General features: G+C 65.4%; 25 protein-coding genes. 7 read left to right on the top strand and 18 right to left on the bottom strand.

Annotation, left to right across the window (positions count from 1 at the left end; translation table 11 throughout):
• The first annotated feature begins 2 nt into the window (after positions 1–2).
• Together ALII_RS0119755 and ALII_RS0119750 are read left to right on the top strand one after the other, a co-directional pair.
• Complete coding sequence (locus ALII_RS0119755) at positions 3–299, top strand: type II toxin-antitoxin system RelB/DinJ family antitoxin (RefSeq protein WP_024588944.1); 297 nt, start codon at positions 3–5, stop codon at positions 297–299.
• Entirely contained in the window at positions 286–570 is a 285-nt protein-coding gene (locus ALII_RS0119750; protein WP_024588943.1) for a type II toxin-antitoxin system RelE/ParE family toxin, read from the top strand. The genes ALII_RS0119755 and ALII_RS0119750 overlap by 14 nt, the downstream gene beginning before the upstream one ends.
• A gap of 10 nt (positions 571–580) precedes the next feature.
• Here the strand turns inward: ALII_RS0119750 and ALII_RS0119745 are convergent, their stop codons facing one another.
• From ALII_RS0119745 to ALII_RS0119710, 8 genes are all read right to left on the bottom strand, one after another.
• Entirely contained in the window at positions 581–1,051 is a 471-nt protein-coding gene (locus ALII_RS0119745; protein ID WP_024588942.1) for a MaoC family dehydratase, read from the bottom strand.
• On the bottom strand, positions 1,048–1,533 hold the full coding sequence (locus ALII_RS0119740) for a MaoC family dehydratase (protein ID WP_348265990.1): 486 nt from the start codon (positions 1,531–1,533) through the stop codon (positions 1,048–1,050). The genes ALII_RS0119745 and ALII_RS0119740 overlap by 4 nt, the downstream gene beginning before the upstream one ends.
• Positions 1,534–1,584: 51 nt before the next feature.
• Positions 1,585–2,550 carry a magnesium transporter CorA family protein gene (locus ALII_RS0119735; RefSeq protein ID WP_024588940.1) on the bottom strand — a complete coding sequence of 322 codons (966 nt, stop codon included), beginning with the start codon at positions 2,548–2,550 and terminating at the stop codon, positions 1,585–1,587.
• A 9-nt stretch (positions 2,551–2,559) separates the two neighbouring features.
• Positions 2,560–3,663 (bottom strand): redox-regulated ATPase YchF, encoded by a 1,104-nt coding sequence (gene ychF / locus ALII_RS0119730; RefSeq protein ID WP_024588939.1) that lies wholly within the window; start codon positions 3,661–3,663, stop codon positions 2,560–2,562.
• A 71-nt stretch (positions 3,664–3,734) separates the two neighbouring features.
• A complete protein-coding gene (locus ALII_RS0119725) occupies positions 3,735–4,322 on the bottom strand; it encodes an exopolysaccharide biosynthesis protein (RefSeq protein ID WP_024588938.1) in 588 nt (195 codons plus the stop codon).
• Positions 4,323–4,596: 274 nt separating this feature from the next.
• Positions 4,597–5,295 carry an aminoacyl-tRNA hydrolase gene (gene pth, locus ALII_RS0119720; protein ID WP_024588937.1) on the bottom strand — a complete coding sequence of 233 codons (699 nt, stop codon included), beginning with the start codon at positions 5,293–5,295 and terminating at the stop codon, positions 4,597–4,599.
• 223 nt (positions 5,296–5,518) lie between these two features.
• Positions 5,519–6,214 (bottom strand): 50S ribosomal protein L25/general stress protein Ctc, encoded by a 696-nt coding sequence (locus tag ALII_RS0119715; RefSeq protein WP_024588936.1) that lies wholly within the window; start codon positions 6,212–6,214, stop codon positions 5,519–5,521.
• A 148-nt stretch (positions 6,215–6,362) separates the two neighbouring features.
• Positions 6,363–7,568 carry an MFS transporter gene (locus ALII_RS0119710; protein WP_024588935.1) on the bottom strand — a complete coding sequence of 402 codons (1,206 nt, stop codon included), beginning with the start codon at positions 7,566–7,568 and terminating at the stop codon, positions 6,363–6,365.
• A 181-nt stretch (positions 7,569–7,749) separates the two neighbouring features.
• Between ALII_RS0119710 and ALII_RS0119705 the strand changes: the two genes are divergently transcribed.
• Positions 7,750–8,865, top strand: coding sequence for a helix-turn-helix transcriptional regulator (locus ALII_RS0119705; RefSeq protein WP_024588934.1), 1,116 nt, complete (start codon positions 7,750–7,752; stop codon positions 8,863–8,865).
• 63 nt (positions 8,866–8,928) lie between these two features.
• Here the strand turns inward: ALII_RS0119705 and ALII_RS0119700 are convergent, their stop codons facing one another.
• Positions 8,929–10,293 (bottom strand): dienelactone hydrolase, encoded by a 1,365-nt coding sequence (locus ALII_RS0119700; protein WP_244437476.1) that lies wholly within the window; start codon positions 10,291–10,293, stop codon positions 8,929–8,931.
• Positions 10,294–10,544: 251 nt separating this feature from the next.
• Here ALII_RS0119700 and ALII_RS0119695 point away from each other — a divergent pair, with 251 nt between their 5' ends.
• A complete protein-coding gene (locus ALII_RS0119695; protein ID WP_024588932.1) occupies positions 10,545–12,146 on the top strand; it encodes an ABC-F family ATP-binding cassette domain-containing protein in 1,602 nt (533 codons plus the stop codon).
• A 47-nt stretch (positions 12,147–12,193) separates the two neighbouring features.
• Positions 12,194–13,504, top strand: a complete 1,311-nt coding sequence (chrA, locus tag ALII_RS0119690) for a chromate efflux transporter (protein ID WP_024588931.1) — start codon at positions 12,194–12,196, stop codon at positions 13,502–13,504.
• Here chrA and ALII_RS0119685 read toward each other — a convergent pair.
• The 9 genes from ALII_RS0119685 to lgt all read right to left on the bottom strand — a co-directional run bounded on the left by ALII_RS0119685 (position 13,493) and on the right by lgt (position 20,538).
• On the bottom strand, positions 13,493–14,092 hold the full coding sequence (locus ALII_RS0119685) for an AAA family ATPase (RefSeq protein ID WP_024588930.1): 600 nt from the start codon (positions 14,090–14,092) through the stop codon (positions 13,493–13,495). The two genes, chrA and ALII_RS0119685, sit on opposite strands and share 12 nt — an antisense overlap.
• Before the next feature lie 32 nt (positions 14,093–14,124).
• On the bottom strand, positions 14,125–14,538 hold the full coding sequence (locus tag ALII_RS0119680; protein ID WP_024588929.1) for a type II toxin-antitoxin system VapC family toxin: 414 nt from the start codon (positions 14,536–14,538) through the stop codon (positions 14,125–14,127).
• Positions 14,535–14,807 (bottom strand): type II toxin-antitoxin system VapB family antitoxin, encoded by a 273-nt coding sequence (vapB, locus tag ALII_RS0119675; protein WP_024588928.1) that lies wholly within the window; start codon positions 14,805–14,807, stop codon positions 14,535–14,537. Before vapB ends, ALII_RS0119680 begins: the two co-directional genes overlap by 4 nt.
• A 65-nt stretch (positions 14,808–14,872) precedes the next feature.
• On the bottom strand, positions 14,873–15,805 hold the full coding sequence (locus tag ALII_RS0119670) for a ribose-phosphate pyrophosphokinase (RefSeq protein WP_024588927.1): 933 nt from the start codon (positions 15,803–15,805) through the stop codon (positions 14,873–14,875).
• A gap of 109 nt (positions 15,806–15,914) precedes the next feature.
• On the bottom strand, positions 15,915–16,421 hold the full coding sequence (locus tag ALII_RS0119665; protein WP_024588926.1) for a hypothetical protein: 507 nt from the start codon (positions 16,419–16,421) through the stop codon (positions 15,915–15,917).
• A 52-nt stretch (positions 16,422–16,473) separates the two neighbouring features.
• Complete coding sequence (locus ALII_RS0119660; protein WP_024588925.1) at positions 16,474–17,625, bottom strand: Xaa-Pro peptidase family protein; 1,152 nt, start codon at positions 17,623–17,625, stop codon at positions 16,474–16,476.
• A 3-nt stretch (positions 17,626–17,628) separates the two neighbouring features.
• Positions 17,629–18,423, bottom strand: coding sequence for a peptidoglycan editing factor PgeF (gene pgeF / locus ALII_RS0119655; protein ID WP_024588924.1), 795 nt, complete (start codon positions 18,421–18,423; stop codon positions 17,629–17,631).
• Between the two features lie 235 nt (positions 18,424–18,658).
• The gene (locus ALII_RS0119650; RefSeq protein ID WP_029660746.1) at positions 18,659–19,705 is read right to left on the bottom strand and encodes a class I SAM-dependent methyltransferase; all 1,047 of its coding nucleotides are present in this window, start codon (positions 19,703–19,705) and stop codon (positions 18,659–18,661) included.
• A complete protein-coding gene (gene lgt / locus ALII_RS0119645; RefSeq protein WP_029660745.1) occupies positions 19,702–20,538 on the bottom strand; it encodes a prolipoprotein diacylglyceryl transferase in 837 nt (278 codons plus the stop codon). Before lgt ends, ALII_RS0119650 begins: the two co-directional genes overlap by 4 nt.
• 139 nt (positions 20,539–20,677) lie before the next feature.
• On the opposite strand from lgt, the gene ALII_RS0119640 reads away from it, so the two are divergent.
• Positions 20,678–20,950 (top strand): accessory factor UbiK family protein, encoded by a 273-nt coding sequence (locus ALII_RS0119640; protein ID WP_024588922.1) that lies wholly within the window; start codon positions 20,678–20,680, stop codon positions 20,948–20,950.
• Positions 20,951–21,308: 358 nt separating this feature from the next.
• A complete protein-coding gene (locus ALII_RS0119635) occupies positions 21,309–21,809 on the top strand; it encodes a YbjN domain-containing protein (RefSeq protein WP_024588921.1) in 501 nt (166 codons plus the stop codon).
• The last annotated feature ends 68 nt before the right edge of the window (positions 21,810–21,877 follow it).

The raw sequence follows: 21,877 nt of genomic DNA, 5'->3' as shown, positions 1-21,877 counted from the left end.
TCATGGCGCAAACTTCGATGCTGCACATACGTGTGGACGACAAGTTAAAAGAAGATGCAGGTGCCAAGCTCGCAAATGTCGGGCTGACGTTGTCGGATGCCGTCCGAATTCTTTTGACGCGAATTTCAAAAGAGGGTGGGCTTCCGGCGGGTTTGACAGTCGATCCCGAGGCCCACGACACCTGGTTTCGCGCCAAAGTTCAGGAGGCGTTGGACGACAAGCGCCCAACCATTCCGCATCGACAGGTCATCGAAGAAGCTCAGGCGTTGATCGACAGCAGGCGCCGTGCGCGTTCTTGAGTGGCAACAGGCCGCGCGCGACGATCTGATCGCCATCGTTGATTATATTGCGGCGGACAACCTGGACGCCAGCCAACGGCTCCTGGAAGATATCGTCGACCGGGCAGCAGTTTTGCCGGACTACCCGAAGCTCTATCGCTCGGGACGTGTCGTCGGTACGCGCGAAATGGTTGTGCGCTCGAACTACATCGTCGTCTATACCGAGGATGACCGAGCCGTAACGATCCTGCGAGTGCTCCATGCCGCGCAGCAATGGCCCCAGATGGACTGACGGACTGAGCTCACTCCGCCTTCAACAGCACTGCGCTCTCAAACTCCAGCACCTTGTCCCCGCCCGAATCGAACGCCTCGCAGATGAGCGTCATGACGCGCCAGCCGGGGCGGGAGGCGACGGTGCGGTGGGCTTTGGCGGTGCGGGTGAAGGTGATGGTTTCGTCGACATAGACGGGCTTCAGCCATTTCAGATTGGTGAAGCCGGGGGAGGGGCCGAAGACGGGCTTTTCGCCGTCGCCGCCCCAGCCGGCGCCTTCCATGTCCTGGCGCTTTTCGAGATTGTAGCGCATCCACATCGCGCTGGTGTGCCAGCCGGAGGCGCAGAGGCGGCCGAAGACGGAGTGCTCGGCTTCCGTCTCGTCCATGTGGAAGGGCTGCGGATCGTATTTCGCGGCGAATGCCTTGATCTCGTCGGCGCGGAAGGTGTGGCTGCCGAGCTCGATGCGCTGGCCGATCAGCAGATAGTCGTCGAGCGTCATGCGGCCACTCCCGGGTTGCGCAGCAGGAACATGCCGGTGTTGGCGAGTTCGCAGACCGTCTCGCCCTTCTGGTTGAAGATGCGGTGCTCGACGGTGACGAAGCCGAGATTGGGCCGCTTGGCCGAGACGCGGGCCGCGGTGACGGTCGAGGTGCCGGAGAGCGTGTCGCCGGCGATGACCGGCTTCTTCCAACGCACATAGTCGACGCCGGGCGCGCCTTGCGAGGTCGAATCGAGCAGGAAGGCGTCGCACATCATGCGCATGAACATCGCGCAGGTGTGCCAGCCGGAGGCGGCGAGCCCGCCAAGGATCGACGCCTTGCCGGCTTCCTCGTCCATGTGCATGGGCTGCGCGTCGAACTGCGAGGCGAAGTCGACGATCTCCTCGGCGGTAACGTGCTTGACCGGCAGGTCGATCGTTCGTCCGACGGTGAAATCCTCGAACGCCCAGCGCTTTTCAGCCATGTCCGTCATCCTGTTCAAGTTTGAACGATAGTGTGGCGGCAAGAAGCGCGATGCGCAACCGGGTTCGGTTCACAGCCAGCCCTTCTTCTTGATGTACCAGAAGGGCAGGGCGGCGGCGGCGACCATGGCCAGGAGCGCCAGCGGGTAGCCGTAGGTCCAGTGAAGCTCCGGCATGAAGTCGAAATTCATGCCGTAGATCGAGGCGACCAGCGTCGGCGGCAGGAAGATCGTCGCCAGCACCGAGACGATCTTGATGATCGCGTTCTGCTCGATGGAGATCATGCCGAGCGTGGCATCGAGCAGGAAGAAAATCTTCTGCGAAAGCCGCTCGGAGTAATCGGCCAGCGACGTGACGTCGCGCGAGAGCGAGCGGATGCGGTGGCGGTGATCCTTCTCGCGGTCGGTAACATAGGCGAGGTATCCGGCGACGCGCTGGAGCGTGTGGAGGCTATCCTGCAGGCTGGCGAGAAGTTCCTCCTTGCGGCCGATCTTGCGCAGGATGAGCTGGAAGTCGCGGTCGCGGCGCGAGGCCTTGCGGGCGGCGGGGTAGAAGATGCGCTCCGACAGATCGCCGATGTCGCTGCCGACCTGCTCGATCACATCGGCCGCGCGGCCCACGATCGCCTCGAGCAACGCCAGCAGGAGCGACGTCGCGTTCGTGCAGCCGAGCGGCGAGCGCCCAGCGCGTTCGGCGAAGCGCGTGAAGGTGGAGGGCTCGATGTAGCGCACGGTGACCAGCTTGCCGGCACCGAGGATGAAAGTGACCGAACCGATCTCCGGCCGTTCCTGATGCGTGTTGGCGGTGACAGCCGCCGTCATGAAGTGGACGTCGTCCTCGCTGTAGAGCCGCGAGGAAAGCTCGATCTCGTCCATTTCGTCGCGGGTCGGCACGTCGATGCCGAGCCATTCCTCCACCAGCGCCTCGTCGGCATCGGTCGGCGCCACCATGTCGATCCAGACCGCGGTGTCGCGTCCCTCGCCGGTGACGGCGACGGGCACGAGAAGTCCGCCCTGAAGCGCGTAGGCCTGGATCATGGCAGTCCGTCAGGTGTTGAACTTGAAGAGCAGCACGTCGCCGTCCTGCACCACATATTCCTTGCCTTCGTCGCGCGCCTTGCCGGCATCCTTGGCCGCCGTCTCGCCGCCGAGCGACACGTAGTCGTTATAGGCGATGGTCTGGGCCCGGATGAAGCCGCGCTCGAAATCGGTGTGGATGACGCCGGCCGCCTGCGGGGCCTTGGAGCCCTTGGCGACTGTCCAGGCGCGGGTCTCCTTCGGGCCGGCGGTGAAATAGGTGATGAGGTCGAGAAGCTCGTAGCCGGCGCGGATGAGCTTGTCGAGGCCCGGCTCGTCGAGACCGAGATCGCCAAGGAACTCGGCAGCTTCCTCGTCGGACAATTGCGCGACCTGTGCTTCGATTTCCGCCGAGATGACGACGACGCTCGCGCCCTGCGCCTCGGCCATCTTCGCGACCGCCGCCGTGTGCTCGTTGCCGGACGCGGCGTCGCTTTCGGCGACGTTGCAGACATAGAGCACGGGATGCGAGGTCAGGAGGTTGAGGCCTTGCAGGATGCGCAGATCCTCCGCCGCGATGCCCTTCAAAAGCATGCGCACCGGCTTGCCGTCCTGCAGCAGCGTCAGCGCCGCTTCCATCATCGGCAGGACGGTCATCGCTTCCTTGTCCTTGGAGGCGGCGCGCTTGCGGAACTGCAGCGCGCGGCGCTCGAGGCTTTCGAGGTCGGAGAGCATCAGCTCGGTCTCGACCGTCTCGGCATCGGCGACCGGGTCGATCTTGCCCTCGACATGGGTGATGTCGTCATCCTCGAAGCAGCGCAGCACGTGGACGATCGCGTCCACCTCGCGGATGTTGGCGAGGAACTGGTTGCCCAAGCCCTCGCCCTTCGAGGCGCCGCGCACGAGGCCGGCGATGTCGACGAAGGAGATGCGGGTCGGGATGATCTCCTTCGACTTCGCGATGCCGGCGATGGCCTTCAGGCGCGGATCGGGAACCGCGACCTCGCCGGTGTTCGGCTCGATGGTGCAGAAGGGATAGTTGGCGGCCTGCGCGGCGGCCGTCTTGGTCAGTGCGTTGAAGAGCGTCGACTTGCCCACATTGGGAAGCCCGACGATGCCGCATTTGAAACCCATGGAATTGCCCGTCCTGTGGCAGAAATTTTCTTTGTGGGGGCTATGGGGAATGGGCGCGCGAAGGTCAAGGGTCAGACGATGGCGGTCCAGGCCAGATAGCCGGCGGTGGCGACGAGTGCGGTGCCCAGAACCGACAGGATGCCGTCCTCGGTGACGAAGGAGAGCGCGAAGAGCGACACGGCGCCGGCCATGACCGAGCCGGAAAAGGGAATGACTTCGAGGAAGGGCATGACGAGCCCGGCGCAAAGGCAGATCAGGGCCGGGACGACCGAAAAGGGCGGTTTGACGAGGAAGGAGAGGCGCTTGCCGGTCAACCTGTCGATGATCCGCGCAGGCTTCGCCAGCCAGTCGCGCGCGGTGTCGAGCTTCGAGCGCGACATGGTGCGGTTCAGGATGAAGCCCGGCAGCCAGAGCGCCTTGCGGCCGATCACCATCTGGAACGAGACGAGCGCGATGATCAGCCCGGCCGTCGCCGTCAGGCCGGGAACGCCGCTCGCCGGCGTCACCGCGACGAGAGCCGGGATCAGCATCAGCGGCCCGAACGCATCGTCGCCGATCTCATCGACGATGTCCTCGACCGAAACGCGCCTGCCATCGCCGGCATCGGCGATGGTGTCGAGGACGGCTTCCATCGAGTCGAGATCGTTGTTTTCGGGCATGGGGGTGGTTCCCGCGGTGAGTGGTCGTCGGATATCGTGTCGGTGGGGGGAAAAGGGAAGGGGTGATTGAGTGAAGAAGTCGTGCTCCGGCACACCCCCCTCTGCCCTGCCGGGCATCTCCCCCTCAAGGGGGGAGATCAGTCTCGCCATCGTCCTGCTGAACCGACGAATGTTTTGGCGCGAATGATAGCGTGCGTGATCTCCCCCCTTGAGGGGGAGATGGCCGGCAGGCCAGAGGGGGGTGCGGCGGGGTGCTGAGCCGACCGGAAGGGCTTCAGTCCCGGCCCAACAACTTCTTCAGCATCGCCGCCATCGGCCCCGTCTCGGGCAGCTTCACCTGCGGGGCGGGGCGCGCCTGGCGGATGTGGCTTTGCGCTTTCGGGGCGGGCTTGGGCGCGGCCTTGCTGCCCTGCACAGCCAGCGCGGCTTTGTTCATGAAGCCGGCATCGTCGCCCTTGGCGAGCAGTTCGGCGTGGTCGGCGAAGGTGTCGAGCAGCGGGTCGAGCCAGTCGCGGTCGGCCTTGGCGAAATCGCCGAGGACATGGTGGGTGACCATTTCCTTGATGCCCGGATGGCCGATGCCGATACGCACGCGGCGGTAGTCCTTGCCGCAATGGGCGTCGATCGACTTGATGCCGTTATGGCCGCCATGGCCGCCGCCGGTCTTGATGCGCACCTTGCCGGGGTCGAGGTCGAGCTCGTCGTAAAGCACGATCAGGTCGCCGATTTCGGCCTTGTGGAAGCGCAGGGCTTCACCGACGGCTTGGCCCGAGAGATTCATGAAGGTCTGCGGCTTGATCAGGAGCACCTTTTCGGTGCCGATCGTGCCGGAGGAAATCAGCGCCTGGAATTTTTTCGACCAGGGCGGAAAGGAATGGCGGCGGGCAATCGCGTCCACGGCCATGAAGCCGACATTGTGCCGGTGGTTCTCGTATTTCGATCCGGGATTGCCGAGGCCTGCAATGATGCGCATGGGCGTTGGTGTCTCCCGAAAAGGGCAGTTGGGAAGGACGGGAGTCTTTTTCGAAGGGAAAACCCCCACCCTTTATCCCTCCCCACAAGGGGGAGGGAGGTCGCCGGCGTCGAACCTACCTTGAACCCTGGCACCGCGCCGATCCGAAAATCGCGGCGCTCATGGCCTCCCTCCCCCTTGTGGGGAGGGATAAAGGGTGGGGGTTCGGCGCCGGAGCGGGCGATTACTCGCCCTTTTCTTCCTTGGCTTCGGTCTCTTCGCCTTCGCCTTCCGGCTCGGCGCCGTTCTCGACCTCGACGGCCTCGGCGTCGGCTTCCTCGGTCGTGCCGGCCTCTTCCTCAGCCGTCAGGACGGCCGGGGCGGCGATGGTGGCAACGGTGAAGTCGCGGTCGGTGATGGTCGGCTCGACGCCCTTCGGCAGTTCGATGGCCGAGATGTGGATCGAATCGCCGATGTCGAGACCGGTGAGATCGAATTCCAGCGCATCGGGGATCGAGTCGGCCGGGCAGTGAACCTCGACCGCGTGGCGGACGATGTTGAGCACGCCGCCGCGCTTGATGCCGGGCGACTTCTCGTCGTTGAGGAAGTGGACCGGCACTTCGACGGTGACGACGGTCTTCTTCGACACGCGCAGGAAATCCACGTGGACGGGGAAATCCTTGACGGGGTCGAGCTGGTAATCCTTGGGCAGGACCTGGTACGACTTCCCGCCGACCTTGATGGTCGCAACGGTCGTCTTGAAGCCACCGCCGTGGATCTTCATGAACAGCTCCTTGTAGGGGAGCGAAATCGAAACGGGTTCCTTCTTGTCGCCGTAGATGACGGCGGGGACGCGACCTTCGCGGCGCAGTGCACGGGCGGACCCCTTACCGACCGTCTCGCGCGCTTCGGCCTCGAGCGTGTAGCTCTCGTGGCTCATGGCAGTTCCTTTCAGGTTGTGGAGCGCTTGCGACGGCGTCAGGCCTCATGTCGCAAACGTCGAATGCCGCCGGAACCAAAATCCCAACGGCAATCGCCCGCGTTGCCTCCAAGGGTGTCTACGCGGGTGGCGGCTCCATAGCGCAAGATCAGGAGCGGTGCAACTCGCGCATGTTCGGCAGGAAGATCGTCAGAAGGCCGAGCAGCGGCAGGAAGGCGCAGATCGTGTAGACGAACTCGATGCCGCGCGCATCCGCCACCACGCCGAGCACGGCGGCGGCGATGCCGCCCATGCCGAAGGCGAAGCCGAAGAAGATGCCGGCGATCATGCCGACGCGGCCGGGCACGAGCTCCTGCGCGAAGACGACGATGGCCGGGAAGGCCGAGGCGATCATCACGCCGATGACAAAGGTCAGCACGAGCGTTGCCTCGAAGCCCACATAGGGCAGCGCCATGGTGAAGGGCAGGATGCCGAGGATCGACAGCCAGATCACCGTCTTGGAGCCGTAGCGGTCGCCGAACGGGCCGCCCAGAACCGTGCCGAGCGCGACCGCGCCGAGGAACAGAAACAGCATCATCTGCGACTGCTGCACCGTCACGCCGAAGCGCTCGATGGCGTAGAAGGTGTAGTAGCTGGTGAAGGACGCCATGTAGATGTTCTTGGTGAACACCAGCAGCGCCAGAACGACGAGCGCGATGACGACTTTCTTGCGTGGCAGGGCGATCGCCGCCGCGGCGGGCCGGGCCTTCCGCGCCGCCGTATAGCGCTGATACCAGTTGCCGATCTGGTAGAGGATGATCATGCCGGCGAGCGCTGCGGCGCAGAACCAGGCGACGCTTTCCTGCCCGCGCGGCACGACGATGAAGGCGGCGAGCAGCGGGCCGATGGCGGTGCCGAAATTGCCGCCGACCTGGAACAGCGACTGTGCCAGCCCGTAGCGCCCGCCGGACGCCATGCGCGCCACGCGCGAGGCCTCGGGGTGGAAGATCGCCGAGCCGATGCCGATCAGCGAGGCGCCGAGCAGCAGGAAGCCGTAGGAATGGGCGAAGGCGAGCAGCAGCAGGCCGCAGAAGGTCGACGCCATGCCGAAGGACAGCGAATAGGGCTTGGGGTTCTTGTCGGTGTAGAGCCCGACGACCGGCTGCAGCAGCGAGGCCGTGACCTGGAACGCCATCGTCAGGAGCCCGATCTGCCAGAAGGCGAGGCCGTAATCCTCCTTCAGCATCGGATAGAGCGCGGCCAGCAGCGACTGCATCACGTCGTTCAGCATGTGGCAGAACGAAACGGCGAAGATGACGGTGAACGCCGTCGTCTCGGCGGGAAGTCGTGCGGGCTGGGCAGTCGTATCGGTCAAGGGAAAAGCTCCGGTCTTGGCCGGCTATAGCGCAAGCCATGCGCTTTGCCTTGCGGCAGGACGAGATTTTCTTGGGCCAACTCTTTTGCCGCTACGTCAATTCCGGGTTAGACTTTCGTCTGTCGGTGACCACCGCCGGCCGAAGCGGCAAGCCGAAGCGACGTTCCGGGGGGAAACGGTCATGTCCGACACGATCTACGATCGCGCGCTCGACGAATGCTATGCGGCGACGGTCGCGCCCGACTACTGGCCGACGGCGCTGCGCAACCTCGTCGGCGTCTTCGGCGCGGCCGATGCGATGTTCTATCCCAAGGACGTGGAAGCGGCGGCCGTCGCGATGCCGGCCACCGCGACCTATACGGAGTTCCTCGAGGATTACGTCGCCGGCGAATGGTATGTCGACCATTACCGTGCGGATCGCGGCTGGCCGCTGCTCAATTCCGGTCGAACGGTGGTGATCGAACACGATCTGGCGACCGACGAGGAGCGCCGCAAGCTCGCGACCTACAACGAACTCTACCTCAAATGGGGCTATTCGGGCTTTGCAGCCGTCGGGTTCAAGGTCGACGGACAGTCCTGGTGCGTGCCGATGCTGCGGCGCACGGACCAGGGTTTTTTCACGCGCGAGGAGGCGAAGTCGATGGAGCGGCTGGCACCGCATCTGCGCCGGATGGTGAAACTGTCGGGCTTCTTCAACAATGCGCGCGGCATCACCGGGCTCGAAATCCTCGACACACTGGCCGAGGCCGCCGTGCTGATCGCCGCCGACCGGAGCGTCATCGAGATGAATGCGCCGGCCCGGGCGCTGCTCGAGGATAATCCGCGCGCGATCCGTCTCGTTAATGGCCGACTGACGGCGATCCATGCCGACAGCAACCGGGCGCTGCATGCGCTCGTCGGGCAGGCCGTGCGGCTGCGGGCCGGCTTCACCGATGCGGCGCGCGCGGTGCCGATCCCGATCCTTCGCCCCTGCCGCCGCCCGCTCGTCGCGGAAGTCGTCGACCTGCCGGCCTTCGTGACCCGGCTTCACAGCGAGGCGCGCGTCATCGTCCTCCTGCGCGATCCCGATGCCGCGCCGCGCACCAGTGCCGAAACGCTGCAATCGATCCTGGGGCTGACCGAGGCCGAGGCGATTTTCGCCGTTCTTCTGGCCAATGGCGACAGCATCGACCGGGCGGCCGAGTTCCTCGGCATCGCCCGCGAGACGGCGCGTCACCGGCTGAAATCGATCTTTGCCAAGACAGATACGCACCGGCAGGGCGAACTCGTCGCCCTGCTGCGCAATGTGATGCGGTAGAGCATCGGACCGAAAAGTGGTTGCCGGTTTTTCGGATCGATCCGATGCGACAAGATTGAGGTCCTACTGCGCCGCCGGCGTGGCGTGCATCAGTGACAGGCCCATCGCCGTGCGGTCGGCAAAGCCCTTCCAGTAGGTGTGCTCGGCGGTCGGCTTGTCCTCGTCGTCGAGCGCGGTGACGCCGTCGGCGGCGTTCTCGACGAGGTCGAGATATTCGCCCATCGCCTCGTCGCCCTTCAGTTCCTTGCCGAGGAAGGCGGTGACGAAGTGCTGGGCGATGTTGTTCATCCGCACCGTGTCCCAGACCGGGTCGGCGTAGTGGTCGAAGGGTGCGTAGCCGAGCTTTTGCGAGACGGTCCAGCTTTCGGCAGGCGCAGGCATCGGGGCGGCGGCGTTGTGGTTGGCGTTCTCGAAGGTGAGAAGATAGCGCTCGGCATTGACGGTCTCGTCATAAAGCATCTTCACGCCGTCCTCGTAGCCGGAGACGTCGTCGGCGGAACCGGCGACATAGAAGATCGGCGTCTCGATGCCCTTCAGCCCTTCGGCATCCCAGAACCCGCGCTGGCGGCCCCAGGGCGCGAAGGCGACGACGGCCTTGATCCGGTCTTCCGCCCGCTCGCCATGTTCGGGGGAGCCCGCCTCATGGATGGCCAGCGTGCCGGCCGGTGCACCCCATTCATAGCCGACGGAGGTCTCGGTGACGCCGCCGCCGGCGGTGATGACCGCGCCATAGCCGCCCATCGAATAACCGATCAGGCCGGTGTTTTCGGTGTCGACGAGGCCGGAGAGGAAGTCGCCCTCCTCGCCGTTCATGCGCTCGATCTCGTCCAGCACGAAGAGCTGGTCGAGCGAGCGGTTGACGAGCGTCGAGCCGAACGCGCCCTGGTCGGCATAGGTCGATTCCAGATGGTCGATCGAGGCGACGACATAACCCTTGGTGGCAAGGTTCTCGGCCAAGTGGCTCATCAGGAACCGGTTTCCGGGGTAGCCATGCGAGATGATGACGAGCGGATAGGGGCCGCCCTCTGCGGCCGGTTCGGCGTCTCGCACGCCGCGTCCCGCCAGCGTCACCTCGGTTTCGCCGTCGCGAAGCAGCGTGGTGTAGGTGCCCTCGTCGCCGGTGCCTTCGGCCGCCGGATACCAGATTTCGAGTGTCAGCTTGCGCTCATAGCGCGGCGGCTCGCCGCCGGCGGTGGTGTTGGCGACGTCGATCTGGTCGGCATTGGTCACCTCGACCGTGCGCACGCCGATCGGCAGATCGCCATGTGCGGCCAGTTCCGGCGCGTCGGGGCGGATGATGTCGATGCGGTTTTCATGCGTGGCGGCAGCCGCTTCCTCTGGCGCGTCGGCCGGTGCGGCGCTGTCCTGGGCCATTGCCGTCGTGGTGACAAGTCCTGCCGCGAAGGCTGCGGCGACGATCATCTTCATGGAACTCCATCCCTTTTCTGCAAGACAGTGATTGCGACGTGCCGCCTTCTATCGGGGCCGGCTGACGGTTGCGTGACGGTCGGCGACGATCTTCCGTCGCCCGCCGCACGGACGCAAGCGCGGGTTGAACAAATCTTTGCGGGGGCCTATTTGAGCTTTCCAGAACGGAAATTCCAACAGGAGGTCGACACCGATGAACGACACGACGCGCGCCAATCTCGCCCGCTTCGCAACCGTTCGCCTGGTGTTCCATGCCGTTCCTCTCCGTTCGCAATCTGACCTTCCGCCTGCCTGACGGGCGGGTTCTCCTCGACAATCTCGATCTCGCCCTCGGGGCGGAACGCACCGGCCTCGTCGGGCGCAACGGCGTCGGCAAGTCGTCGTTGCTGGCGATTTTGACGGGCGCGGTCTTGCCCGCATCGGGCAGCGTCCAGCGCTCCGGCACGATCGCCTTCCTCAGCCAGATGACGGATGTCGTGCCGGGCGGAACGGTCGCCGATCTCTTCGGCGTCGGCGGCGCGCTGCGCCTTGCCGAACGCGCGCTTGCCGGTGACGCCGATGCCGACGAGGTCGCCTCGGTCGACTGGACGCTCGACGCACGGCTCGACAAGGCGCTGGCGGATGTCGGGCTGGAGCGCGTAGCGCCGGATAGCCTGCTGGCGAGCCTCAGTGGCGGCCAACGCACCCGAGCAGCGCTTGCCGCCCTCGTCTTCGGCCAACCCGACATGATCCTGCTCGACGAGCCGACCAACAATCTCGACGCCGACGGCCGCGCGCTGGTGGCGGACTTGATCGGTAGCTGGAAAGGCGGGGCATTGGTGGTCAGCCACGACCGAGCGCTTCTGAACCGGATGGACCGCATCGTCGAGCTCTCACCGCTCGGCGCGAAGATTTATGGCGGCAATTTCGACGCCTATCGCGCAGCGCGTGAGGCCGAGCGCGAGGCGGCCCGGCGCCAGCTTCAATCGGCCGAGGCGGAGGCGAAACAGGCGGGGCGCGATGCCCAGATCGCCCGCGAGAAGCAGGACCGGCGCGATGCCGCGGGCCGGACGTCGCGCAAGGGTAGTTCCGACCCCAAGATCCTGCTCGACGCGAAGCAGCAGCGTGCCGAGGCGACCGCGGGCCGGGGCAGCCGCCTGGCAGAAAAGCAGAGCCGGATCGCGCAAGACGCGCTCAAGCAGGCGCGCGCGGCGGTGGAGCGCGTCACGCCCTTTTCCGCCGGGCTCGGCGAGGCGCATGTGCCGGGCGGCAAGCTTCTCGTCGAGGCGCGGCAGCTCGCGATCGGTTTCGGTGCAACGCCCATCCGCACCGGGATCGACCTTTCCATCGCCGGGCCGGAGCGCATTGCGCTCACCGGCCCGAACGGTTCGGGCAAGTCGACGCTTCTGAAGACGATCGCGGGGATGTTGCCGCCGCTCGGCGGGTCGCTGCGCGTGCCGGCGCGGCTCGCCATGTTCGACCAGCATGTCGGCCTGCTCGACCCGGAGCGATCGATCCTGGAGAATTTCAGGCGGATCAATCCTGACGCCGAGGAGAATTTCTGCCGCTCCGCGCTCGCACGCTACGCGTTCCGCGCCGACGCCGCCTTGCAGCGCGTCGCCACGCTTTCGGGCGGCGAACGCCTGCGGGCGGGGCTCGCCTGCGTTCTCGTCGGCGGCGAAATGCCCGAACTGCTCATCCTCGACGAGCCGACCAACCATCTCGATCTCGACTCCATCGTCGAGGTCGAAGCGGGGTTACGCGAGTTCTCCGGCGCGCTCCTCGTCGTCAGCCACGATACTGCCTTCCTCGATGCAATCGGCATCGAGCGGGTGATTTCCCTTGGAAATGAATCGGATATGTCATTGAGATGATAGGGAGCGCGATCTAGTTTGCCGACGACTTGAGATGCGGGGTTTTCGTGCAGACACATTCAGATCCTTCGCTTGGCGAGGTCACGCGCGTCTTCGCCAAGATCGGCTTCCTCTCCTTCGGCGGCCCGGCCGGGCAGATCGCGCTGATGCACCGCGAACTCGTCGAGGAGCGCGACTGGCTCGACGAGCCGCGTTTCCTGCACGCGCTCAATTACTGCATGATGCTGCCCGGGCCGGAGGCGATGCAGCTTGCGACCTATGCCGGCTGGCTGCTCAAGGGCACGCTCGGCGGGTTGATCGCGGGCCTGCTCTTCGTGCTGCCCGGCGCGCTCCTCATCACCATCCTGTCGGCGATCTACATCGTCGCCGGCGAGGTCACGATCGTCCAGGGCCTGCTCTTCGGCCTCAAGGCGGCGGTGCTCGCCATCGTGCTCGAAGCGCTGGTGAAAGTTTCGAAACGCGCGATCAAGGGGCTGGCGATGGTTGCGATCGCGGTGATGGCCTTCGTCGCCATCGCGCTGTTGCAGATCCCGTTCCCGGTCGTGATCCTCGCTGCCGCCGCACTTGGCGCGCTCGGCGTCGCGGGCAATGGCAAGGCGGCGGGTGACGGCGCGCCGGTGCGCGACCTCCCCGACTGGGCGCAGCCGAGCTGGCCGCGCTTCCTGCGCACCACCTCCATCTGGCTTGCGATCTGGCTGCTGCCGCTCGCCGCACTCTATGCCGTCGCAGGCGCGCAGAACGTCTACACCCAACAGGCCGGATTTTTCTCGGTGATGGCGGCGGTGACCTTCGGCGGCGCCTATGCCGTGCTTGCCTATGTCGCGCAGCAGGCGGTCGAGATTTATGGCTGGCTGCGGCCCGACGAGATGCTGACCGGGCTCGGCCTTGCCGAGACGACGCCCGGTCCGCTGATCCTGGTGCTGGCCTTCGTCGGCTTTCTCGGCGGCGCGCGGCTGTCCGGTTTCGAGCCGCTGACGGGCGGCGTTGCAGGCGCGGTCGTCACGCTCTGGTTCACCTTCGTTCCCTGCTTCCTGTGGATTTTCGCCGGCGCGCCCTATGTCGAGACCGTGCGCAACGTGCGCTGGCTGGCCAACGCGCTCTCGGCGGTGACGGCGGCGGTCGTCGGCGTCATCGCCAACCTCGCCGTCTGGTTCGGCCTGCATGTCCTGTTCGGCGAACTTTCGGAGGTTCAGGCGGGGCCGTTCCGCATCCTGCTGCCGGAACTCGCGACGTTCGATGCGGCGGCGGCGGTGATCGCGGTTGCCGCGGCCGTGGCGCTGCTGCGCTTCCACGTCAATCTGATCGTGGTGCTGGCAATCGCGGCGCTGGCGGGGATGGGCTGGGTGTTAGCGGGATAGACCGGCGGCGAAGCCACGGATCATGTCGTTGGCGCCGGCGAGACAATCATCGTCGCGGTGATCGAGCGTTTCACCGCGCCCTTCGAGCGCCAGGCACGGCTTCGTGCCGGATGCCTCATAGACGCGCCAGAGGTCGGCAGCGGCGGCATAGCGAGGAAGGTTTGCGTGGCTACGCGTGAACCTGCGGCGAACGACGTCTTCGGCGACGTCGTGTCCGCCTTCGGCGACACGGCGGGCAATTCGCTGCAGGGAAATCTCCGGCTCACGAACCGAAAAATAGAGCAGAACGGGCGACAAGCCCGCCTCCCGCGCCTCCTCCATCAAGGCGAGGTGGACATTGCCGGACATCGTCGTTTCCATCGAGAAGACGATGTCGTTGGCGATGAAGAAGCGGGCGCGCCACAGCGCGACACGCGCAGCTTCCCGTTCGGCTGCGACCGGCGCCAGCGGCGAGAGGCCGCGCGCGATTTCATCCATGTTGACGAAGTTGACCGAACCGCTGATCGCCACAACGTGCTTGAACGCATAGGTCGTCTTGCCGACGCCGTTCGGCCCTGCGATCAACCAGAACCGCTTTCTGGAGTCCATTGGTGTTCCTCCGCTCTTGCGGGCATCACGCCCTAGTCGGCCGTCCAGTTGACCAAGGTCAGCGGTGCCTCGATGCGCCCGAAATGGCGCGTGTTGTTGGACACGAGGGTCGCGCCCGTTGCAATGGCATGGGCCGCGATCATCGTGTCCATTTCGCCGATCGGTTGGCCGGTCGTCTTCAGCCGGTGCCGGATTTCCGCGTACCATCTGGCCGCTTCGCCGTCCCAGGCGAGGACGTGGAGCAGGTGCAGGAACTGCTCGACCGCCCGGTTGAGCCGATGGTCGGCCGGAAGCGATTTCAGGCCGTAGAGAAGCTCCGCCTGCGTGACGGCCGAAATGCAGACCGATGAGGGCGGCACTTCGGCCAGTCGCTGCGCAACGACTTGCGAACGCCCCTTGAGAATGTAGCTTGCCGTATCCGTGTCCAGCATGTGCAGGACGCTCACTCGTCGTCCTCGCTGAACAGCTTGCGCTCGGGAGCAAGGACGTTGAGGGGGCGTTCGGCCATGAAGTCGGGCGGGATGTCTGTATTTGCCAGAAGCTGGAAAAAGTCGTCCCAGTTCTGCGCGGCAGGGCGCTTCGACAGGATCACGTCACCCGTGCGCTCGTCACGCGAGACGAAGACCTCGTCGCCGTCAAACCGGAATTCGGCCGGCAGGCGGACGGCCTGGCTTGCGCCGTTCCTGAACAGCTTTGCGGTATGAATGCGCGACATCGGACATGCCTCCTACGGGGAGTCTATATCCGTATATATACTATTTCGCGCCCGTCGGTAAGGCCTTAGTCGAACAGGCTCGAGACCGATTCCTCGCTCGACGTCCGCGAGATGGCTTCGCCGATCAAATCGGCGATCGTCACGACGCGGATGTTGTGCGCGGCTTCCACCGCTGATGTCGGCTGGATGGAATCGGTGGTGACGAGTTCCTTCAGCTTCGAGCCGGTGATGCGCGCGACTGCGCCGCCCGAGAGCACGCCGTGGGTGATGTAGGCGGTGACGCTGGTCGCGCCGTTGGCGAGGAGCGCATCGGCCGCGTTGCAGAGCGTGCCGCCGGAATCGACGATGTCGTCGATCAAAAGGCAGTCCTTGCCTTCGACCGAGCCGATGATGTTCATGACTTCGGATTCGCCCGGCCGGTCGCGGCGCTTGTCGACGATGGCGAGCATGGAATCGATGCGCTTGGCGAGCGCGCGGGCGCGCACCACGCCGCCGACATCCGGCGAGACGACCATCGTGTTGGGCAGCGAATAGTTCGCCTTCACGTCGCGCGCCAGCACCGGCACGGCGAAGAGATTGTCGGTCGGGATGTCGAAGAAGCCCTGGATCTGGCCGGCGTGCAGGTCGAGCGTCAGGATGCGGTCGGCGCCGGCGCGGGTGATCATGTTGGCGACGAGCTTGGCCGAGATCGGGGTGCGGCCCGAGGCGCGGCGATCCTGCCGTGCATAGCCGAAATAGGGGATGACCGCCGTGATGCGCCGCGCCGAAGACCGGCGGAAGGCGTCGATCATGATGAGCATTTCCATCAGGTGATCATTGGCCGGATAGGAGGTCGACTGGAGGATGAAGACATCCTCGCCGCGCACGTTTTCCTGGATCTCGACGAAGATTTCCTGGTCGGCGAAGCGGCGCACGCTTGCCTTGCCAAGGGGAATGTTCAGGTATCGGGCGACGGCTTCGGCCAGCACCCGGTTCGAATTTCCCGCGAAAAGCTTCATGTAGTCAGGTCCCCGGCAAAGGATTTGACCGGCCTTTTACCGGCAAGCGTCGCGAATGCAACCCTTCGGGGACGATTCACTTCGGCCTCTCCCGTCCTTTGCGCGCGATTCAACCGGCGCGGGCAAGAAGCCAGGATGCGTAGGCATCGATCGTCTGGTCGGCGATGCGCTGCATCAGTTCCGGCCCGACGCTCGTCCAGCCATCGCCGGAGGTACGGGCGCCGCGCTCCTGGCCCTGGATGCGGGTCAGGCGATTGCCCTGGCCATCGATCACGTCCCAGACATAGATGACGGTCGTCTGCGGACCTTCGGAGATGGCGGAGAAATAGCCCTTCATCGTCAGCCCATCGGCGCTGGCGGCGGGGGTGAGGGGGATGCCGAGTTCCTGCGCGCGGGCGACGAGACGGGCGTTCAGCGGCGCGTTGGCGCTGTCGGGCGCGCCGATGGCGGGCGGGATCGCAAGCCGCGGATTGGCGGCGGCGGCCAGAGACGCCGTCTGCCGGCCGGCCGGGTTCGACGAGGCGGCGGCGATCGCCTCCTCCTGCGTGCTGGTCAACGCGTTCGGCTGGAGCGCGTTCGAGCCGGCGCAACCGGCGAGCGCCAGCGCCGTCGACAAAGCGAATCCGTTTGCAAGAGTTCTCGAAACAGCCATGGCGCGAACTATGCCGTCAATGCACGATCAAGTCGAGGCCGTGGCGCGACAGGGCGCGCGGGGCGGCTTCGGTGGTCAGGTAGGTGCGGCCGAGCGTCATGGCCGTCTCCGAATCCGAGTCCATGATGATCATGTGGGCGAACAGCGTCATGTCGGGCGCGATCGGCTCGGGATTGCCGGAGAAGAACATCTGCTTGTCCATCCAGGACGGCGTGAAGCGCGCGCCGACCGAATAGCCGCAGGCGTTGAGCCGGTGGCGCGTCAGACCGCGGGCCTCCATCACGCGGGCATGGGCGTCGAAGACGTCGCCGAAGGTCGAGCCCGGAACCATGGCCTTTTCGACCGCCAGAAGCGCGTCATGGGCGGCCTCGTAGAGTTCCTGATGGCGCTTGGTCGCCTTTCCGATCAGGACCGTGCGCATCATCGGCGCGTGGTAGTGCGCGAAGGCGCCCGACCATTCGAGCGTCAACTGGTCGGTCTTGGTCAGCTTGCGGCGGCCCGACTTGTAGCGGCAGAGGAGCGCGTCGGCGCCCGACCCGATGATGAACTCGTTGGCCGGATAGTCGCCGCCTCCCTCGAAGATCGCCCCCTGCATCGCCGCCAGGATCGCGCCCTCGTCGCCGCCCTGCTTGATCAAGGGCAGCGCCGCGTCGAGCGCGTCGTCGGAGAGGGCAGCCGCGCGTTCGGCCTTCTTGATCTCGGCGGGGCTCTTGAAGAGGCGAAGGCGCGAGACGAGGTCGGAGGCGTCCTCGATCTTGCCGAAGGTCTTCAACTGCTCGTCGAGCAGGCGCGCATTGTGGCCGGTCAGGCCGTGCGTGTCGTATTCGACGCCGATGCGGCAGCCCAGAAGGTCGATGTCGTTCAGAAGGTTGCGCAGGTCGGCGGTCGGATCGACCTTGTCGCGGTCGGTCCACAGGACGACATTCTCGATGGTCGAGGTGTGCTTGGCCTGCCGCATGTCGGCGGAGCGGGTCAGAAGCACCATCGAGCCGTCCGACTTCACCACCATCGACTGGAAGAAGCAGAAGCCGAACGTGTCGTAACCGGTCAGCCAGTACATGCTCTCCTGCGCAAAGAGCAGGATCGCGTCGAGCTTGCGCTCGGCCATTTCGATCAGCAGACGGTCACGGCGGGAATCGAATTCGGTTCTGTCGAAATGCAGCGCCATCAATCAGGTCTCCAGGACGATTGCGGAGAGCTGGCGGCCGTAATCCGGCTCCTGCCTGTGCGTCGTCCGCCTGTAGGAAAAGAAGTTGTCGGCTTCCGCATAGGTGCAGCGCGCGACATGGTCAACCGCCACGCCCGCGCGCGTCAGGCGGTCGATCGTGTAGCGGTTCAGGTCGAACATCGCATGGCCGGCGCTCGCCGAGGACGCGAGATAGGCTTCGTTCGCACCGTCCGCCGCGATCAGATCGGCGACGCGTTCCGGCCCTACCTCGTAGTTTGCGGCGCTGATCGCCGGACCGAGCACGGCATGGATGCGCGCACGGTCCGCGCCGAGTTTTTCCATCGCGGCGAGCGTGTTCTCGATGACGCCGAAGACCGCGCCTTTCCAGCCGGCATGGGCGGCGCCGATGACGCCCGCATCGGCGTCGGCAAAGAGGATCGGGCCGCAATCGGCCGTCAGCACGCCAATCGCAATGCCGGGCGTCGCCGTCACCAGCGCATCCGCCTTCGGGCGCTGGTCATAGGGGATCGGCGCGGTCACGATCTCGACGTCGGGCGAGTGGATTTGATGCACCGTCGTCAGATGCGTCTCGGGCACGCCCAGCCATTTGGCCGCGCGCCGGCGATTTTCGACCACCGCCTCGCGCGAATCGTTCGAGCCGAGGCCGACATTCAAGCCGCGATAGATGCCGTCCGACACGCCGCCTGCGCGCGTGAAGAAGCCGTGGCGTATGCCCTTGAGCGCAAGTGTGTCGAGTAGATCGGACCGCACCGGGTCCGGTCGAGCCAGATCGAGCATATGCCGCCTTCTCGTCTTCTGCCGGGTCGGCGCGATGGTGGTGGAGGGGAGGGGTGGTGTCAATTGGGGGGAGGTTTGCGCCAAGGCACCCCCTCTCCGCCTCGCTTCGCGAGGCACCTCTCCCCCGAAGGGGGCGAGGAACTCCAAGCTGGAAATCGCTCGCCGTTTGCAGCAGCGTTTCCTCGCCCCCGCGAAGTGGGGGAGAGGTGCCTCGCGAAGCGAGGCGGAGAGGGGGCTACTGCGGTGGCAGATTGGCTAAATCCTTCCCCACCATCAACACCTTGAACAACTCCCCCATCTCATCCGGCCCCGCCAGCCTTTCGACCTCACCCCTTAGCCGCTCACGCAACCCCGCATCGCCGCCCGCACCCAACTGTCCCGCGCGCTCGAGCAGTCCCATGCCGAGGAGAAACCGCGCCTGCGTCATGGCCCGCGTCTCCAACCTGCCCGCGCCGGCTGCCGCTCCAAGCGCCGCGAAGTCGACATGGCTCGTCAGATCCGCCTCGCCGGGCGTCGCCAGCACGTCGACATGAGCATGCGCGCGCATGGCCTGCAGCGTGTCGCCGACGCCGGTTTGCAAATGCCCGTAATCGATGAAAAGCCCCGCGCCGCCATCTCGTGCAATCCGCTCGGCGATCTCCTGCATCAGCGCATTGCGGGCAGGTGCGATTTCGAAGATCGCGCCGTTCGGCGCATCGGGCAGGGCGGCATCCGTCGTGCCGGGGCCGGCGACGAATGTCAGCGCGCCATCGGCATCGAGCCCGACGCAGCGCTCGCGCCAGCCCTGCGGCGTCTTCACGAATTGACGGATCGGGATCGCGTCGAAGAGTTCGTTGCCGACGATGAAAAGCGGTGCGCCGGGCAGTTCCCCGATGTCGCGATGCCACGTCGCGCTTGTCGCGCCGAGCGTTTCCTTCTGGATCGCGGTCAGCCGCGGGCTGGTCTCGATCAATGCGACACGCCGTGTCAAATCCGGCGCGATGCGGGCCAGCGTCCGAAGCATGTCCCGCGCAAGCGTGCCGCGTCCCGGCCCGATCTCCGCAAGGATCGCGTCCTGCGGCGCGCCTGCCGCCTGCCAGGCCGAGGCGAGCCAGACGGCGGCGAGTTCGCCGAACATCTGGCTGATTTCCGGCGCGGTGGTGAAGTCGCCCTTGGCGCCAAAAGGCTCGCGCGTCGTGTAGTAGCCGTCGGCCGGATCGAAGAGGCAGAGCGCCATGTATTGCGAGACGGGGATCGGCCCCGTCTCGGCGATCAGCTCAGTGATGCGCTGCTTGAGGCTCACGCCGCCCGGCGCGCCCGGGCAATCGCCCAGAGGCCGAGCAGCACCAGCGGCACCGACAGGATCATGCCCATGGTCAGCCAGTTGCCGGCGAGATAACCGATATGGGCGTCCGGCTCGCGGAAGAACTCGACGATGATGCGCGAGAGCCCGTAGCCTGCGATGAAGATGCCGGCGAGGAAGCCCGGCTGCTTCAGCTTCAGCCCCTTGTGGGTGAGCACGAACAGAACGAGGAAGAGCACCAGCCCTTCGAGGATGGCTTCATAAAGCTGGCTTGGATGCCGCGCGAACGGTCCGCCATTGGGGAAGACGACCGCCCATGGAACGTCGGTCGGCCGTCCCCAGAGTTCGGAATTGATGAAGTTCGTCACCCGCACGATGCCGAGACCGACAGGTGCGCCGACCGCGATGGTGTCGAACAGGCTCCAGGGGGAAAAGCCGCGCCGGCGCGCGAAGAGGATCATCGCGATGGTGACGCCGGCAAGCCCGCCATGGAACGACATGCCGCCGCGCCAGATCGCCAGCGCGTCGAGCGGGTTTTCCGCATAGCGCGCAAAATCGTAGAAGAGCATGTAGCCGATGCGCCCGCCGAGCACGACGCCGGCCGCTGCCCAGATCAGGAAGTCATCGATGTCGACCGGCTTGATCGGCGCGGTGTCGTTCGGCCACAGATGCGGCGTGGCGATCAGCCTGCGTGCATACCACCAGGCGAACAGGATGCCGACGACATAGCCGAGCCCGTACCAATGGATCGCGAGCGGGCCGAGCTGCAGGGCGACGGGATCGATATTGGGGAAGGCGATCGCCGTCAGGGGAAGGGCGAGATAATCGGGCAAGTCAGGCTCCGCAGGCGAATGACGCGGGCCTCATATGGCGCGGGCGGGTTTGCCGGGTCAAGCGGCCCGCTTTTCCTTGCAATATGAAGGGGCCGCGACTACCTCAAACGAAACGGTGTTCCTGACGCGAGGTGTGAATATGTCGACCGGCCCCAACCGCATTCTGGACGAGTTCGCCAAGCTGATGACGGATGCCGCCGGCGCCGCGCAGGGCGTGCGCCGCGAGTTCGAGACGGCCTTTCGCGGCCAGGCCGAGCGCATCTTGAATTCCATGGACCTCGTCCAGCGCGAGGAATTCGAGGCGGTGCGCGAAATGGCGCTCAAGGCGCGCGCGGAAAACGAGAAGCTGGCCGCGCGTGTCGACGCGCTCGAAGCCAGGCTCGCCGACAAGCCGGTCGAACCGACCGCCTGACCGGCCAAGCGCGACGCCGCACAAGTTTTGCGCAAGTTTCAGTGCGCCGGTTCTCCACAGGGGCTCGGCGCGAAAAGACCTTTCCGCTGAATCGCTTAAGCCTTCCTTCATCTTTGCCGCCTTGCGACTATCCACATGTTGCTCCGGCCCGCTCCCAAAAAGGGGCTGTTCACGGGACTCGGCATCAATAGACTGAATTTACAGCATGATTCGGAGCGCTTCGAAGCGCCGGGGTCCTGCGGGAGACGGTGAGGCGGCCGGTTCGATGCGGCTGTCGCCGGCAGTTTCAGTCCGTGTGGGGCAGGTCCTGATTGGCGCGCGTGTCGCGCCGGGAACGAACGGGAAAGCAAAGATTTTGATGAGCCTTGTTGAACTCGATATCGCCCGCGATCTCCACCCGGTGGATGTGATCGAGCATGTCGCCAACACCAATGAATGGTCGTTCGAGCGGACAGGCAGCGACGAGATCGCGATCTCGGTGGCCGGAAGCTGGACCGACTACCACGTCTCCTTCTCCTGGATGGAGGATTTCGAGGCGCTGCACCTGGCCTGCGCCTTCGACATCAAGGTTCCCGAAAACCGTGCGCTTGAAGTCATGCGCCTCCTCTCGCTGATCAACGAGCAGATGCTGTTCGGCCATTTCGACCTTTGGGAGCAGGAAGGCGCGATCATGTTCCGCCAGTCGCTCCTGCTTTCGGGCGGCGCCGAACCGACGAGCCAGCAGGTCGAAGTCCTTCTGCACTCCGCACTCGAAGCCTGCGAATGCTACTTCCCCGCCTTCCAGTTCGTCGTCTGGTCTGGCTCGAACGCCCGGGACGCGCTGGCGAACGTCCTCTTCGAGACCCGCGGGAACGCGTAAGTTCGGGTGAGCGTACGAATGGTCTGGCGCCACGCCGACGCCCTCCCTCCCCCTTGTGGGGAGGGATA

Source organism: Aliihoeflea sp. 2WW (assembly GCF_000497755.1).
Taxonomy (GTDB): Bacteria; Pseudomonadota; Alphaproteobacteria; order Rhizobiales; family Rhizobiaceae; genus Aliihoeflea.
Note: the sequence above shows the minus strand (reverse complement) of the source record. Positions and strands in the feature narration are given on the sequence as shown.